General features: G+C 62.4%; 17 protein-coding genes. 8 read left to right on the top strand and 9 right to left on the bottom strand.

The features are described from left to right. Window positions 1–3: 3 nt before the first annotated feature. From N7E70_RS17535 to N7E70_RS17520, 4 genes are read right to left on the bottom strand one after another with little or no spacing between them, the layout of a single operon-like run. Window positions 4–1,041, bottom strand: coding sequence for an ABC transporter ATP-binding protein (locus N7E70_RS17535; RefSeq protein WP_263007114.1), 1,038 nt, complete (start codon window positions 1,039–1,041; stop codon window positions 4–6). Further along, window positions 1,038–2,006, bottom strand: a complete 969-nt coding sequence (locus tag N7E70_RS17530; protein ID WP_067962012.1) for an ABC transporter ATP-binding protein — start codon at window positions 2,004–2,006, stop codon at window positions 1,038–1,040. The genes N7E70_RS17535 and N7E70_RS17530 overlap by 4 nt, the downstream gene beginning before the upstream one ends. 1 nt (window position 2,007) lies before the next feature. Continuing rightward, on the bottom strand, window positions 2,008–2,913 hold the full coding sequence (locus tag N7E70_RS17525; RefSeq protein ID WP_067962011.1) for an ABC transporter permease: 906 nt from the start codon (window positions 2,911–2,913) through the stop codon (window positions 2,008–2,010). Next, window positions 2,910–3,884: an ABC transporter permease gene (locus tag N7E70_RS17520; protein WP_154386497.1), complete on the bottom strand. Its 975-nt coding sequence runs from the start codon at window positions 3,882–3,884 to the stop codon at window positions 2,910–2,912. Before N7E70_RS17520 ends, N7E70_RS17525 begins: the two co-directional genes overlap by 4 nt. A 199-nt stretch (window positions 3,885–4,083) precedes the next feature. On the opposite strand from N7E70_RS17520, the gene N7E70_RS17515 reads away from it, so the two are divergent. From N7E70_RS17515 to N7E70_RS17485, 7 genes are all read left to right on the top strand, one after another. Then, entirely contained in the window at window positions 4,084–4,995 is a 912-nt protein-coding gene (locus tag N7E70_RS17515) for a LysR family transcriptional regulator (protein ID WP_263007113.1), read from the top strand. Between the two features lie 105 nt (window positions 4,996–5,100). Then, window positions 5,101–5,337, top strand: a complete 237-nt coding sequence (locus N7E70_RS17510; RefSeq protein ID WP_154386495.1) for a hypothetical protein — start codon at window positions 5,101–5,103, stop codon at window positions 5,335–5,337. Between the two features lie 6 nt (window positions 5,338–5,343). After that, window positions 5,344–7,806 carry a DNA ligase D gene (ligD, locus tag N7E70_RS17505; RefSeq protein WP_263007112.1) on the top strand — a complete coding sequence of 821 codons (2,463 nt, stop codon included), beginning with the start codon at window positions 5,344–5,346 and terminating at the stop codon, window positions 7,804–7,806. A 40-nt stretch (window positions 7,807–7,846) separates the two neighbouring features. Further along, window positions 7,847–8,719: a non-homologous end joining protein Ku gene (gene ku / locus N7E70_RS17500; RefSeq protein ID WP_263007111.1), complete on the top strand. Its 873-nt coding sequence runs from the start codon at window positions 7,847–7,849 to the stop codon at window positions 8,717–8,719. Next, window positions 8,716–9,804: a tetratricopeptide repeat protein gene (locus N7E70_RS17495; protein WP_067961999.1), complete on the top strand. Its 1,089-nt coding sequence runs from the start codon at window positions 8,716–8,718 to the stop codon at window positions 9,802–9,804. The genes ku and N7E70_RS17495 overlap by 4 nt, the downstream gene beginning before the upstream one ends. Beyond that, on the top strand, window positions 9,805–10,443 hold the full coding sequence (locus tag N7E70_RS17490; protein WP_263007110.1) for an alpha/beta hydrolase family protein: 639 nt from the start codon (window positions 9,805–9,807) through the stop codon (window positions 10,441–10,443). A gap of 4 nt (window positions 10,444–10,447) precedes the next feature. Beyond that, window positions 10,448–11,218, top strand: coding sequence for an exodeoxyribonuclease III (locus N7E70_RS17485; protein WP_263007109.1), 771 nt, complete (start codon window positions 10,448–10,450; stop codon window positions 11,216–11,218). Window positions 11,219–11,264: 46 nt separating this feature from the next. On the opposite strand, the gene N7E70_RS17480 is transcribed toward N7E70_RS17485, so the two are convergent. Both N7E70_RS17480 and N7E70_RS17475 read right to left on the bottom strand, forming a co-directional pair. Then, window positions 11,265–11,543 (bottom strand): DUF2218 domain-containing protein, encoded by a 279-nt coding sequence (locus N7E70_RS17480; RefSeq protein WP_263007108.1) that lies wholly within the window; start codon window positions 11,541–11,543, stop codon window positions 11,265–11,267. 224 nt (window positions 11,544–11,767) lie between these two features. Then, window positions 11,768–12,655 carry a GGDEF domain-containing protein gene (locus N7E70_RS17475; protein ID WP_263007107.1) on the bottom strand — a complete coding sequence of 296 codons (888 nt, stop codon included), beginning with the start codon at window positions 12,653–12,655 and terminating at the stop codon, window positions 11,768–11,770. A gap of 114 nt (window positions 12,656–12,769) precedes the next feature. On the opposite strand from N7E70_RS17475, the gene N7E70_RS17470 reads away from it, so the two are divergent. Beyond that, window positions 12,770–12,985, top strand: a complete 216-nt coding sequence (locus N7E70_RS17470; protein WP_192565875.1) for a hypothetical protein — start codon at window positions 12,770–12,772, stop codon at window positions 12,983–12,985. A gap of 7 nt (window positions 12,986–12,992) precedes the next feature. Here N7E70_RS17470 and N7E70_RS17465 read toward each other — a convergent pair whose 3' ends face one another. The 3 genes from N7E70_RS17465 to N7E70_RS17455 form a co-directional block, all read right to left on the bottom strand. After that, window positions 12,993–13,433: a hypothetical protein gene (locus N7E70_RS17465; protein WP_263007106.1), complete on the bottom strand. Its 441-nt coding sequence runs from the start codon at window positions 13,431–13,433 to the stop codon at window positions 12,993–12,995. Beyond that, window positions 13,415–13,726 (bottom strand): hypothetical protein, encoded by a 312-nt coding sequence (locus N7E70_RS17460; protein ID WP_263007105.1) that lies wholly within the window; start codon window positions 13,724–13,726, stop codon window positions 13,415–13,417. The genes N7E70_RS17465 and N7E70_RS17460 overlap by 19 nt, the downstream gene beginning before the upstream one ends. Window positions 13,727–13,810: 84 nt before the next feature. Continuing rightward, window positions 13,811–14,155 carry a DUF6538 domain-containing protein gene (locus tag N7E70_RS17455; RefSeq protein WP_263007104.1) on the bottom strand — a complete coding sequence of 115 codons (345 nt, stop codon included), beginning with the start codon at window positions 14,153–14,155 and terminating at the stop codon, window positions 13,811–13,813. Window positions 14,156–14,380 lie beyond the last annotated feature (225 nt).

Below are 14,380 nucleotides of genomic sequence, written 5' to 3'. Positions count from 1 at the left end.
TGTTCATGCAATTGCGGTTGTCGGGATGGCGGGCGAGGCCGCCTTGCCCGGCATCTCGTTGAGATGGCAGGCGCTGACGTGGCCCGCCGCGATCTCACGCAAGATCGGCCGCTCGATGCGGCAACGGTCGAAGGCGTGCGGGCAGCGCGGATGGAAATGGCAGCCCGAAGGCGGATGAAGCGGCGAGGGGATCTCGCCTTTCACCGGATTGAACTGGCGTTTGCGCTGCTTGATCGTCGGCACTTCGGAAAGGAGTGCGATCGTATAGGGATGATTGGGCGCGGCGAAGAAGGCGTCCGCCGGGGCGCTTTCGACGATGCGGCCGAGATACATGATGGCAACGCGGTCGGAGATATGCTTGACCACGCCAAGGTCGTGGCTGATGAACAGGTAGGTCAGACCGAGTTCCTGCCTGAGCTCCATGAACAGATTGAGGATCTGCGCCTGGATCGAGACGTCGAGTGCCGACACCGATTCATCGCAGATGATGAAGCGTGGATTCACCGCCAGGGCACGCGCGATGCCGATCCGCTGGCGCTGGCCACCAGAGAACTGATGCGGGTAACGGTTGAGATAGGACGGGTCGAGGCCGACACGCTGCATCAGCGCGGTCACCATTTCGGCGGCATCGCGCCGCGCCACCATGCCATGGGCGATTGGCGCTTCGCCGATGATGTCGCGTATCGTCTTGCGCGGATTGAGCGAAGACATCGGGTCCTGGAAGATCATCTGCGAGGCAAGCCGCGCAGCTTTTGCCTCGGCACGCGGCAGCGCCGACATATCCTTGCCCTGCCAGTTCATCACGCCATCGGACTGGGGCAGGATGCCAGCCATGATGCGGCCGAGCGTGGATTTGCCGCAACCGGACTCGCCGACGAGCCCGACGACTTCGCCGGGGTTGATCGTCAGCGAGACGCCGTCGACGGCATGAACGACACGCTCCTCTACATTGGCGCCAAGAAAGCGCGCCAGCCGCTCGGCGTAATCCAACCCGCGCGTGAACCGTCGAGAAATCGAAGTGGCTTCGACAAGAGGCGTCATGCTGCCCTCGCGATCTGAGGGTGGAAGCAGCGCCAGCGGTGGCCGTCGGCTGTGGCTTCTTCTTCTGGTTCGGTTTCGCAGGCTGCTGTGGCCGCAAAGCAGCGCAGGCGGAATGGACAGCCCGCAGGTCGCCCAAGCGGTGGCGGCGCCATGCCGGGAATGGGCGTCAGCGGTTCGCCCCGTTCGAGATTGGCTGGAACCGAACGCATCAGGCCGATCGTGTAGGGGTGGACCGGACTGTCGAGCACCGTGTCGGTTTCGCCGGTCTCGACGATCCTGCCGGCATACATCACCGCTATCCGGTGGGCGAGGCCGGCGACGACGCCGAGATCATGGCTGATCCAGATCAGCGACATGCCGAAGTCCCGGCTCAGCCCCTGGATTACCGCCAGGATCTGCGACTGGATGGTGACGTCGAGCGCTGTCGTTGGCTCATCGGCGATGATGAGCTCCGGCCGGTGTAGCAGTGCCATGGCGATTGCGACACGCTGGCGCATGCCGCCGGAAAACTGATGTGGATAGGCGGCCAGCCGTTCGTCGGGCGAGGGGATGCCGACCAGACCGAGCGCTTCGACGGCGCGAGCCCGCGCCTCGGCCCTGGAGACGCGGTCATGGGCGCGCACCGTCTCGACCATCTGGGTCTCGATCGACAGCACCGGGTTGAGCGTCATCATCGGGTCCTGGAAGATCATGGCGATCTTCTTGCCCCTGAGTGTCCGCATCTCGCCCTGCGAGCGGCCGACAAGGTCTTCGCCATGAAACAGGATCCTGCCGCCGGCGATACGTCCCGGCGGATCGACAAGGCCCAGAACTGAAAAGCCGGTGATCGACTTGCCGGAACCGGACTCGCCGACCAGGCCGAGGATTTCACCACGGCCAACCTCGAACGACACGCCGTCCACCGCCTTGGCCACGCCGGCTCGGGTGAAGAAATAGGTGCAGAGATTTTCGACCTTCAGCGTCATCTCATCGCTCCGAAAGTCGGGGGTTGAGCACTTCACGGAGACGGTCGCCGACGATGTTGATGCTGAAGACCAGCGCCAGCAGCAGAAGGCCGGGATAGACCGATATCCAGTATTGGCCCGACAACAGCGTCTGGTAACCATTGGCGATCAACAGGCCGAGCGACGGCTCGGTGATCGGCAGCCCGATGCCAAGGAAGGACAGCGTTGCTTCGGCTGAAATGGCGTTGGCCACCTGAAGCGTTCCGATGACGATGATCGGCGGCAGGCAGTTGGGCAGCATGTGGCCGAACAGAATGCGCGGCTTGGAAAGCCCCAGCGATGCGGCGGCTTCGACATATTCCTTGCCGCGCTCGATCAGCGCTGCTGCGCGCACCGCCCGGGCGAACTGAGCCCACTGGACGATGACCAATGCCAGCACCACCTTCCACACGCCCTGGCCAAGCAACGCCAGCAGCATAAGTGCCACCAGGATGGTGGGGAAACCGAGCATCAGGTCGACAAGGCGCATGATCAGCGTGTCGATGCGGCCGCCATAATAGGCTGCGGTGAGGCCAAGTGCCGTGCCGACCGCAAGAGCGATGACTCCGGAGAACAGGCCGACGCCCATCGACGTCCGCAGGCCGTAGACCATCGCCGAAAACATGTCGCGGCCCTGGCCGTCGGTTCCGAGCCAATAGGTCGTGCCCGACATGCTGTTGGACATCGGTGGCAGGCGCGCGTCGAAGAAGTCGATCGCTGCGAGATCATACGGGTTCTGCGGCACCAGCGCGGGGCCGAAAATGGCCGTGGCGATCAAGATCAGGCAGATCGCGAGCGCGATCGTCGCCTTGGGGCTGCCGAGAATGCCACGCAGCGAGCGCGCCCAGAACGACTGGCTTTCCTGGAAACGGTGGGTGAGCGCTGTCATTGCGTTTCACTCAGCCGGATGCGCGGATCGAGCATCGAATAGACGATGTCGACGGCAAGATTGATGAAGATGAACATGGTGACGACGACCAGCAGGTAGGCAACGACCACGGGCCGGTCGAGCACGGTGATGGAATCGATCAGGAGCTTGCCGATGCCGGGCCACGCGAAGATGGTCTCGGTCACCACCGCGAAGGCGATCAGCGAACCGAATTCCATGCCGACCACGGTGACGATCGGGATCAGGATGTTCTTCATCACATGGACGGAAATGATACGGCGTTCGGACAGGCCCTTGGCACGGGCGAACTTGATGAAGTCGAGCGGCATCGTTTCGCGCACGCCGGTGCGGGTCAGCCGGATGACAAGCGACAGCTGGAACAAGGCGAGGTTGGTCGCCGGCAAGATGAGATGAGCGAGCCCGTCCCAGGTAGCCAGGGATGTCGTGATGCCGAAGATCTCGCCGGTTTCGCCGCGCCCGGATGACGGCAGCCAACCGAGCCAGACCGAAAAAATCATGATCAGCATCATGCCCTGCCAGAAATTTGGCAGGCTGAAACCGAGAATCGAACCGGTCATGATGGTTTCGTCCGTCACCGAACGCGGCTTGAGCCCTGCGATCAGGCCGAGGGGAATGCCGAGCACGAGCGCGATGGCGAGTGCGACGAAAGCGAGTTCGAGTGTGGCCGGCAGCCGCTGAAAGATGAGGCTGATGGCCGGCTGGTTGAAGACGAAGGAGCGGCCGAAATCACCGTGCAGCGCGTTGACGAGGAAGGTGCCGTATTGCGCGACCAGCGAGCGGTCGAGCCCGAGCGCGCGGATCGCCGCCTCGCGCTCGGCGAAGCTGGCGTCGGCGGGGATCAGGATGTCGACTGGATTGCCGATGGCGTAGACGCCGACAAAAACCAGAAGCGACGTCAGGAATACGACAAACAGGCTCTGGCTGAAGCGGCGGATGATGAAAATCGTCATCGCGGTTGCGCTCCTTGCATGACTTGCCTGAATGGGCTGCGCCCGGTCATCACGTGAATGCTCTCCTCCCGGCGCCGGTTGCCGACTGCCTGTTGTCGTGCGACGTAACAGCGAGGGCGGCAGGCGCGCAATCTTATGAGTTTTGTGCATTACTCGATGCGAAAAGGGCCGTGCAGCAGCGTGGGGAACTGAAAGCTGAATGAACCTGAAGCAGTTGGACGTGTTTCGCGCGGTGATGCAGACCGGTTCGACGATCGGCGCGTCGGGCGTGCTCGCCTTGTCACAGTCGGCAATCAGCCGCCAGCTCACGAGCCTGGAGGAGGAAATTGGTTTTGAGCTGTTTCGTCGTGAAAAGGGCAGGCTGGTTCCAAAGCCTGAGGCAACCGCACTGCTCCAGGAGGTCGGCGAACTTTCGGACGTTTTGGCACGGCTGAAGCGCCGGACCGACGAACTCAGTGCCGGGCGCTCGGGCCGGACGCTGATCAAGATGGGGTTTCCGCACTCGCTGACGACGACGCTGTTGCCGAAGCTGGTCGCCGACTTTCTGGCAACGCAGGATCAGGTCAGTATCGAGCTGGTGGCCGGCCCCTACGATATGATCGAACGCGCGGTCATGGGCCGCAGCGTCGATTTCGGCTTTGTCCGGTTGCCGACCGAAGATCGTGGCCTGGTGACGATGCCGCTGGTGTCGAGCGGGCAGCTATGTGTTTTGCCGGCCGGTCATCCGCTGGCAGCGCGCGAGACCATCAGTGCCGACGATCTTGCAGGCTCCGATCTGGTGCTGCTCGGGCGGCTGAGATCGAGCCGCGAAGACATCGAAGAGCGGCTGCGGCGTGCCCAGGGTGCGGTCCGTTGCCGGGTCGAAGCGCATTCGGTGGAGGCAAGCGTCGCGCTGGTCGCCGAGGGCATAGGCGTTTCGATCATCCCGGCGCTGATCGGCAGCCTGCTGAAGTCCGAACGCGTTGTCATGCGGCCATTCGCGCCGCCGCTGTGGAGCGACTACGGTATCGCCACGCTGCGCGAAGCGCCACTTTCCAGGCCGATGTTGATGTTCATCGCCATGTTGAAAGAGCGACTTGTCGGTGACGGCGTGCTGACCAAGCCGATCTGAGCTGGGCCATGACAACATGCCTCGTGATGGACCAACAACGCCTGCATTGATCAAGGATCGACTTTGGGAGATAGTCGGCGCCATTGGTTCAGGAGCCTTGGGCGTATGCGTACACCGGTTGCCAACCAGATCAGGAAGCGCAGGGCCGTCTCCGACGCGCTCGGCCGCCATAAGGTATTCGTCAGTTCCAGGCTGTTTCGAGGCGATGGCCAGACCATTTCGCGGGTGCTGGTCTCGGGCCAGTATTACGACGTCAGCGACGCCTTGCTCGACAGGCTGATGGCGGGTGCGACCCCCAGGGAGCTTGAACTGGAGCCCGCGCCCGAAGACGCGGCGCGCTAGGCCGGGATGGCAGCGGAAAAGCTTCGCACCTACCGGCAAAAGCGCGATTTCACCAGGACGCGCGAGCCACGCGGCGTCGAACAGGCGGGCGAGGGCAACCGCTTCGTCGTGCACAAGCACCATGCCACCGCCGACCACTACGATCTGCGCCTCGAACTCGACGGCGTGCTCAAGTGCTGGGCGGTGCCGCGCGGGCCGTCGCTCAATCCGGCCGACAAGAGGCTTGCCGTCGAGACCGAGGACCATCCGCTCGAATATATCGACTTCGAAGGCCTGATCCCTGAAGGTGAATATGGCGGCGGGCCGATGATCGTCTGGGACGGCGGCGTCTGGGCGCCGATGGAGGACGCCCGGGCGTCGCTCGACAAAGGCGCGTTCAAGTTCCGGCTCTGGGGCGAAAAGCTCAAGGGCGGCTGGATGCTGGCGCGGCTGAAGCCGAAGCCGGGCGAAGACAAGCGCAACTGGCTGCTGTTCAAGGAACATGACCCGGCGGCCGACGAGACGACGGACATTCTCGAAGCGCGGCCAGAAAGCGTAAAGTCCGGGCGGCGCATCGAGGAGCTGGTCGTGGTTCCGAGGAAGCCGCCGCCACCGAAGCCCGGCGACCCCAAGCCCGACAAGCTCGCGGGGGCGGTGCGGGCGCCGATGCCGGCGCGGATCGAACCGCAGCTGGCCACAGCAGCACCCAAGCCGCCGTCGGGCGAGGGTTGGCTGCACGAGATCAAGTTCGATGGTTATCGCACCATGGTGCATCTGGAAGGCGGAACGGCCAGGCTGATCACCCGCAGCGGCATCGACTGGACAAAACGTTACGGCAAGCTTTCGGCGGCGTTTCGCGACCTGCCATGCAGCGACGCGGTCATCGATGGCGAGATCGTCGTTCTTGACGACAAGGGCATCAGCCGGTTTGCCGCCTTGCAGGACGCGCTGGCCAGCGGGCACGACGAGCTCCTGGTGTTCTACGCCTTCGATCTTCTGCATCTCAACGGCTGGGGCCTGACGGGCGTAGAGCTTGGCAAACGCAAGGACTTGCTGGAGACTCTTCTTGCCGGCCATGTCCACGCGCAGTCGGCGCTGCAGGTCAGCGGGCATGTCGAGGGCGACGGCCAGGCATTGTACGACCAAGCAACCGAGATGGGGCTCGAGGGCGTCGTGTCGAAGCGCAGCTCTGCGCACTACACCCCCGGCCGCTCGCACAGCTGGACCAAGACCAAGGCGCCGATACCGGGCGACTTCGTCATTGCCGGCTATACGACATCGCAAGCAGCCGAGGGGCTCGCTGCCCTTGCGCTCGGCGAATGGGTCGACGGCGAGCTACAGTATCGCGGCAAGGTTGGAACCGGCTTCGACGCCGAGACGTTGCAGTCATTGCTGCACCGGCTGGAGGGGCTGCGCGAAGGTGCGGCGAAGCTCGATGGCGCGCCGAAGGAGGTCATCCCTGTGCGACCCGTGCTCAATGCCCGCATCCACTACGCCAACCGCACCGCCGACAATGCGTTGCGGCATGCGGTGTTCAAGGGGCTGCGCGAGGCCGAGCTGTCGGAGGCGCCCCTGGCCTCGCGCAAGCGGCTGATCACCGACGCCGACCTTGCCGCCGTCACCATCACCAATCCGGAGCGCCGGATGCTCGGCAAGTCAGGGCCGACCAAGCTCGACATTGCCGTCTATTACGCCGCCGTCGGCGATTTCATGCTGCCGCACATCATGGGGCGGCCAGTGTCGCTGTTCAGGTGCCCGACCGGCCAGCACAAGGACTGTTTCTTCCAGCGCCACGCCTTCACCGGCATGCCGGCAACCATCGCGCGGTTCGAGACCAAGAACTCCGAGGACGAGACAAAAACCTACATTTCGGTCGAGGATGCCAAGGGCTACCTCGCGCTGGCGCAGTTCGGCGTCGTCGAGTTTCATGTCTGGGGTGCATTGCGCAAGCGCCTGGACAAGCCCGATCGGGTCGTCTTCGATCTCGATCCGGGCGAGGGGATCGGCTGGCGCGAGGTGGTCGAGGCGGCCGTGCATGTCCGCGACGAGCTGACGAAGATGGGGCTGGTGCCGTTCGTGAAGACCTCGGGCGGCAGCGGCATCCACGTCGTCGTGCCGACGACAGGCAAGCTCGGCTGGAAGCAGTTCCATCAGGCAAGCAGCGAAATCTCGTCGCGGATCGCCAGGACCGCGCCCGACACTTTCACCACCGTGATGGGCAAGGACAACCGCAAGAAGCGCATCTTCATCGACTTCCACCGCAACGCGCGCAGCGCGACCGCCGCTGCGCCCTACAGTCTTCGCGCCCGCACCAACATGCCGGCGTCGACTCCATTGAGCTGGGCCGATCTCGAGTCCATCGACGCTCCAGCGGATTTGAACTATTCTTCGCTTCCCGGACTTGTGGCCAGGTCGGGCGATCCTTGGGCAGACATATCAGATCATGCCAAGGACTTGCCGGTCGAGGTCACTGCCAAGAGTAAGTCTTGACCACGAGTATGTCTTGAGTTGTGTCGCGTAGGAGACAAGCATGGCACCAAGGGCAAGTTGGAAGGGGTATCTGAAACTCAGTCTGGTCAGCTGCCCGGTGCGGCTGTACCCGGCGACCAGCACGAGCGAGCGCATCAGCTTCAATCAGCTGCACAAAGACACGCACAACCGCATCAACATGAAGCCCGTCGATCCGGAACTCGGTCTCGTCGAACGCTCCGACCTCGTCAAAGGCTACGAATACGAAGACAAGAAATACATTATCATCGACGAAGCTGACATCGACAGCGTCAAGATCGAATCCAATCACACGATGAACATCGAAGCCTTCGTCGATGAAGACTCCGTCGACGTGATCTATCAGGACGCGCCCTATTATCTTGCCCCTGACGGCGCGATGGCCGAGGAGACCTTCGCCGTGCTGCGCGAGGCCTTGCGCAAATCGGGCAAGCTCGCCATCGCCCGCCTGGTCCTGTCCAGCCGTGAGCGCGTGGTGACGATCGGCGCACGTGAGAACGGCATGTTCGTCTGCACCTTGCGCAATCCGAGCGAAGTGCGTGGCACGTCTGAATATTTCGGCAACATTCCCGCTGGCAACCCGGACCCGGAAATGTTGGAGCTGGCCGAAGCGCTGATCAAGCAGAAGCTGACGACATTCGATCCGAAAAACTACGAGGACCGCTACGAGATCGCCTTGATGAAGATGATCAAGGAGAAGCTGAAGGGTCACAAGCCGATCATCGCGGCGGCTCCAGAGCGTGGCAACGTCATCAACCTGATGGATGCGCTGAAAGCCAGCCTCGGCCAGGCCAAACCGCCGGCCAAGAGCAAGACCAAGGCCGAACCGGCAGAGAAGCCCGCAGCCAAACTTTCGGCCGCTGGCAGCGGCAAGGCAGCGAAAGGCAAGAAGTGACGGCACTTTCGGGCAGGATCTTTGGCCTGGTCGGTGCGCTTGCCGCCTTTCCCAGGCGGCTTGCCGTGCGCGAGGTCGCTCGACAGGGCGGTGAACTGCAGCATGGCGTGACGCGGCGGACGACGCATGTCGTGGTCGGACGTATGTTGCTCGCCAAGCTTGACGAGGCGCAGTTGGAGGCGCGGCTCGACGCCGCGCTTGCCTCCGGTCGACCGGTGCTCAGCGAAAATGGCTTCCTCCGCGCGCTTGACCTGCTCGATCGGGCAGATGGCGCGGAGATGACCCGACAGTCGCTGATCGAGCAGTCGCGCATCGAGCCGCACGCCTTCGACTTCCTGTCGCTGTTCGACGCCTTCGAAGGCGACAGCGAGCCCTATGCGTTTCGCGACCTGATCCTGGCCCGGAAATATGCCGGGCTGCTGGCTGGCGGTGCAACCTGGAGCGCCATTGCCAGGTCGGTCCGCCGTTCGGGTGCCGTCGCGTCGCTCAGCGCGTTGTCGTTGCATGCCGACGGCAAGGACTCGATCTATGCCCGTCTTGGTGAAGACCTGGCCGAACTGGACGGCCAGCGGCTGTTGCCGTTGGGACGCCCAGGCGATGCCGAACTCGAGGATATGTTCGCGCTCGCCGAACAGGCGGAGGAGGGTGGTTCTTATGCCGAGGCGGCGGCGCTCTACGCACGCTGCCTTGCCGCCGATCCGAGCGACAGCGTCGCGGCATTCAACCGCGCCAACTGCCTGCGCGCGGCCGGCAACAGCCAGGAGGCGATGCAGACCTATCTCAGGGCGATCAAGCTCGACCCGAAATTCGTCGAAGCCTGGTTCAACCTCGGCGGGCTGTTTGCCACCGAAGGCAAGGTGCACACCGCACGGCGCCACCTCAAAAAGGCGGTGGCGCTCGACCCGACCTACGCCGATGCGATGTTCAACCTCGCCAACCTCGAATATGAGGCCGGCGACCTGGCCGAAGCCAGGCGCTGGTGGTCGCTTTATCTTGAGCTCGACGGCACGTCGGAATGGGCCAAGACCGCCGCCAAGGGCATCCAGTATGCCGATCTGCATCTCAGGGAACGGACGGCAAGCTAGATGGCATTGCATTTTCTTTTCGACGGGCCGGAAGACGCTGCCGTCACCGTGCTTCTGGCTCACGGCGCGGGCGCGCCGATGGACTCGGCGTCGATGACGGCCGCTGCCAGCGCGCTTGCCAAGGTCGGCTTTCGCGTGGCGCGCTTCGAATTCGGCTACATGGCGGCGCGGCGGAGCGAAGGCGCACGGAAGCCACCGCCAAGGGCGGAAACGCTGAACCCCGAATACAAGGCAGCCGTTGACCAACTGGCCGCCAAGGGACCGCTTGTCATCGGCGGCAAGTCGATGGGCGGGCGTGTCGCCAGCATGGTCGCCGACGAATTGTTTGCGTCGGGCAAGATCGTCGGGCTCCTGTGCCTTGGCTATCCGTTCCACCCTCCGGCCAAACCGACGCAGTTGCGCACCAAACATCTTGCGGCACTGAAGACGCCGACGCTGATCGTTCAGGGAACACGCGACGAGTTCGGAACGGTCGAGGAAGTTCCCGGCTATGAGCTGTCTGAGCGCATCGAGCTGCTGTGGCTCGAGGATGGCGACCACGATCTCAAACCGCGCAAGAGCATTTCCGGCTTTTCCGCCGCGGATCACCTGAAAACGCTGGGCGAAGCGGTCGCCGGCTGGTCGGCCCGGCTGACCTGACCGAATGAAGATCGCCACCTTCAACGTCAACAACGTCAACCGCAGGCTCGAAAACCTGCTGGCTTGGTTGAAGGAAGCAAAACCCGATATCGTATGCCTGCAGGAGCTGAAGGCGGCGGACACACAGCTGCCGCGTTCGGCCATCGAGGCGGCGGGTTATGGCGCGGCCTGGCTGGGACAGTCGACCTGGAACGGCGTGGCGATCCTTGCCCGCGATGCCGAGCCGGTCGTGACACGCTGGGAGCTGCCCGGTGATCCCGACGATCGCCAGAGCCGCTACATCGAGGCTGCGGTCAACGGCGTGCTGATCGCTTCGCTCTATGCGCCGAACGGCAACCCGCAGCCGGGGCCCAAATTCGATTACAAGCTGGCCTGGCACAGCAGGCTCAACGCGCATGCGGCAACGCTGCTTGCGGCCGATGTTCCGGCAGTGCTTGCCGGCGACTTCAACGTCGCGCCCGAGCCCTACGACGTCTACGCAACCAAATCCTACGACGACAATGCGCTCGTCCAGCCCGAGAGCCGTACCGCCTTCAGGCAATTGCTCGATCAGGGTTGGACCGATGCCATCCGCAAGACCTATCCCGCCGAGGTGGTCTACACCTTCTGGGACTACAGGCGAAACCGTTGGCCGCGCGACGCCGGCCTGCGGCTCGATCATATGCTGCTGAGCAAGAAGATGGCCAAGCGCGTGACTGGTGCTGGCGTCGATCGCGAGGTGCGCGGTCGCGAAGACGCGAGCGACCATGCCCCGGTTTGGATCAGCACGAAGTAGCCGGCTTGCGGCTACCTCATGACCGGTGGATGGATTGCTCGATCGGTCAGGCAGGGCGCCACTCGAATTTCAGTTCCTCGCGGAAGGCGAAACGCACGATATGGTCGACAACGACCTGTTCCATGCGTGGCAGGTCTTCGGCCTCGACATTGACCGTCAGCGTATGGTCGTCGGCGCGCAGGTCGACAACACGTCCTTCGCCAAGGTCGATGCGACCTTCGGCCGCTGAAAAGTCGACTGAAAACTTGTGGCTCCAGTGCTTGCAGAGCTGCTGCAGATAGCGGCTGGCGTGTTCGGTGGCGACTGATGCAGTTGATCTGGGCATGATTGTCCTCGGATTGATTGTCACCCTGGGCGCCGACAGGGCGGATGTAGTCTCGCGATTTCGTCAAAAATGCGAGGCCGGGGCGCTGTGCATGGCAAGGTGGCTCTGCGCGATACGCCTTGCACTGTCGCAGAACGAAGGGAAATCCGGCAGAACGAGTTGATGTTTAGAGCCAGCGCCTGTTCCGAAGAGTTGGCGGTCGCCTTACGAGAGACCGTACCGTTTCAATGGAGCGAAGGGCGGGATGGCGAGGAGCCTTGCCGGAGGTGGGCGTATTCGACGCGGTTGCGTCCCTTCTCCTTGGCCGCCTGCATCTGGCGGTCGGCAGTGAGCAGCAGTTCGTCGGCGGTCGCGTCGGTTTCGAACAGCACGGCGCCGACACTGACGGTCAACGGCCAGGTCAAACCGCCGGCAACGGGTTCGAAACTCGCCTCGGCAACCGCATTGCGGATACGCTCGGCAACTTTCTCGGCATTCGCCTTGGTCGCTCCGGGCAGGTAGACGGCGAATTCGTCGCCGCCGATGCGCCCGACAAGATCGCCGCTTCGCACCGAAGCACGGATGATGGCGGCAATCGCGCTGAGCGCCTGGTTGCCGGCGGCATAGCCGATTTGCTCATTGAGGCGCCTTAGATGATCCATGTCGATCACCAGCAGCGCTCCCGGCCGCCGCCCTGTCGCAGAGCTCGTTGCGATGACGTCGATTGCCGCGGTGAACAACGGGCCGGTGAGGCATGACGTCAGGCTGTCATGCGCCAGCTCCTGGGCGTATTTTTGCTTCAGCGAGGCGTTTTCGGTCAGTTTCGAGCCAAGCAAGACAAGCAGCGGCGCGACAAATATGATCGAAACAACGAGAGTGCCGAACGCCTCGCGCCAAAACATTCCGGCGTCCACTTGTTCGAAGATCGGAAATTGCAAGCCGAGCGAAATGAGTACGAAGGCAAAAGTACCGGCCAGAGTCAGAAGCGCAACCTGAACCCATTTGCGGTTTTTCAATGCACTAAGCTTGCTTAACATTCGCCCCCGCAGCCGAGAGTCTGCCTCAAGAATCCAATTACCTCCGGCATATCTGAGCGAGGTGCGCGGAGACAGGAGTTGCGACTGCGCACCCACAGTTACGAAGTGTTATGGTTAAGGGAGCGCTAATGAGGCTGGCGCAAAATCGTCAATGCGTTTCAGGCACCTGACCCAACAGCAGCATTCCGGACACTACGGGCACTACGGGAAGTGGCGGATAGAGCTGTCAACACGCGGACACTTGACCGGCTGTTTTCGACCCATGCCACCGTGGCCTTGCTGGTCATCCACGACGATGTATATGCGCCGATCTTCGACAGACTGGAATCCGAGATTGCAACCGAGGAAACCAAACTGATCGTCAATGATCCTGTCGCCTGCGCGAGGGCGATCGTGGCGGCGCGGAAGGCTGTCCGGCCACTCTAACCAGTTCTCAGGTGCGGCTTGGCGGCTTTCGAAAGGCCCATTGGTACAGCAATAGCAAGACTACTGCGACCGCTGGAGGCATAAGCATCCACTTGTAGATTGTCGGCCACTCTCTGCTAGAGATATACCCGCCAAACGGGTCGGCCATAAATATGTAGGCAAAGACAACTAGCTGCCAGCCAACCGCGACAGCAACGCATTGCTTCACGATGATCGATCCGCCGAAAATACGATCCACATCACTGGCCTTCATTGAGGCTGCAATCTGGCTAACGAGAACACCGACGCCAATTGGAAGCGCGATCCAGCCCAGACCACGAGGCACGAGCCGGTAGCCCATGTTGTGAGCAATCATTACGAGCACGAATTCAAGTGCGACGACTATCCCGGCCCCGACGATGAAACCGGCAATCCGAAGAGACCAAGCTGTTAAAGTGCTGCGCTCCATGATCGCTGCGATTCTCCACCGCTCCCATTACTGCGTGACCGCACAAGCACAATCAATGGGGCAATTGCGGCCAGAAGTTCGCTGGCGGGATCGCGGCGCACTCGCTCATCAATCCCGGCCTTTAACATCCGGTCCTCGAATGAATGACGTAGGCCGTAAAGGGTATGTCGCTGGGTCTCCAGAAGGCCGTTCTCGCGCAGGAACTTGTTCACGGTGTCGCTGATCTTGTCCTTAAACCGATAGGTCGGGAAGCCTTCCGGGAACGCCCTGAACGCCTCCAGACTGATCCCCACCAATGGAATGTCCCGCTTCGAATTCCGTGTCTTGGGATGGCGGGCTGCACGGCCCCGCCGAGGGTGGCAGCGGCCTCTTTCAGGTCAGGAGTGCCGTTCGCGCTTGGTGACAGCTTCTATGCGTTCCAGAAGCTCGGCGCGGGGCAGGGTGGCGACCTTCTCGGCGGATAGCCACCGGAAGCCACGGGCCTGAGCCAAATTATACGCCGCTGCGAATGCCCTCTCGGCGTCCTCGGCCAGCTTGGCGTCCCATGCGTTGATGAGATCGTTCCAGACCCGAGCCGCCTTCTGTTGCGCGATCTCGGCACAGTCGGTCTTCAAGCTGATCCATACTTCCGCCTTCGGCTCGACCTCGGCGTAACGAACCGGAACGCGCTTGGCGATGTGATACGTGTCGCGGCGCTTCCGAATGGTGATTGCCTTACCCATGACGCTACCCCGTTGACGGCGCGACTACTCCATCAAAGAGGCGGCGAATGTAAGCAAAATACAGAGCAAAATGTTAGCAAAAGAAAGGCGCGGCGACTGGATGGCCGGGCGTGCTCGGCCATTTACTGCATATTTTCCAATGCCTTCGGTAATCTTTGGCAGAGTGAGCGACCCGAGACATAGGTGACGTTTCGTACCGGACACATGGGTAACACTTTTGGCTTT

The organism is Aminobacter sp. NyZ550, from assembly GCF_025628925.2.
GTDB lineage: Bacteria > Pseudomonadota > Alphaproteobacteria > Rhizobiales > Rhizobiaceae > Aminobacter > Aminobacter ciceronei.
Note: the sequence above shows the minus strand (reverse complement) of the source record. Positions and strands in the feature narration are given on the sequence as shown.

Coding starts and splice junctions, on each gene's coding strand:
- N7E70_RS17515 (WP_263007113.1), top strand. CDS start 4,084: ATGAACCTGAAGCAGTTGGACGTGTTTCGCGCGGTGATGCAGACCGGT.
- N7E70_RS17525 (WP_067962011.1), bottom strand. CDS start 2,913: ATGACAGCGCTCACCCACCGTTTCCAGGAAAGCCAGTCGTTCTGGGCG.
- N7E70_RS17465 (WP_263007106.1), bottom strand. CDS start 13,433: ATGGAGCGCAGCACTTTAACAGCTTGGTCTCTTCGGATTGCCGGTTTC.
- N7E70_RS17485 (WP_263007109.1), top strand. CDS start 10,448: ATGAAGATCGCCACCTTCAACGTCAACAACGTCAACCGCAGGCTCGAA.
- N7E70_RS17535 (WP_263007114.1), bottom strand. CDS start 1,041: ATGACGCCTCTTGTCGAAGCCACTTCGATTTCTCGACGGTTCACGCGC.
- N7E70_RS17520 (WP_154386497.1), bottom strand. CDS start 3,884: ATGACGATTTTCATCATCCGCCGCTTCAGCCAGAGCCTGTTTGTCGTA.
- N7E70_RS17510 (WP_154386495.1), top strand. CDS start 5,101: ATGCGTACACCGGTTGCCAACCAGATCAGGAAGCGCAGGGCCGTCTCC.
- ligD (WP_263007112.1), top strand. CDS start 5,344: ATGGCAGCGGAAAAGCTTCGCACCTACCGGCAAAAGCGCGATTTCACC.
- N7E70_RS17480 (WP_263007108.1), bottom strand. CDS start 11,543: ATGCCCAGATCAACTGCATCAGTCGCCACCGAACACGCCAGCCGCTAT.
- ku (WP_263007111.1), top strand. CDS start 7,847: ATGGCACCAAGGGCAAGTTGGAAGGGGTATCTGAAACTCAGTCTGGTC.
- N7E70_RS17455 (WP_263007104.1), bottom strand. CDS start 14,155: ATGGGTAAGGCAATCACCATTCGGAAGCGCCGCGACACGTATCACATC.
- N7E70_RS17530 (WP_067962012.1), bottom strand. CDS start 2,006: ATGACGCTGAAGGTCGAAAATCTCTGCACCTATTTCTTCACCCGAGCC.
- N7E70_RS17490 (WP_263007110.1), top strand. CDS start 9,805: ATGGCATTGCATTTTCTTTTCGACGGGCCGGAAGACGCTGCCGTCACC.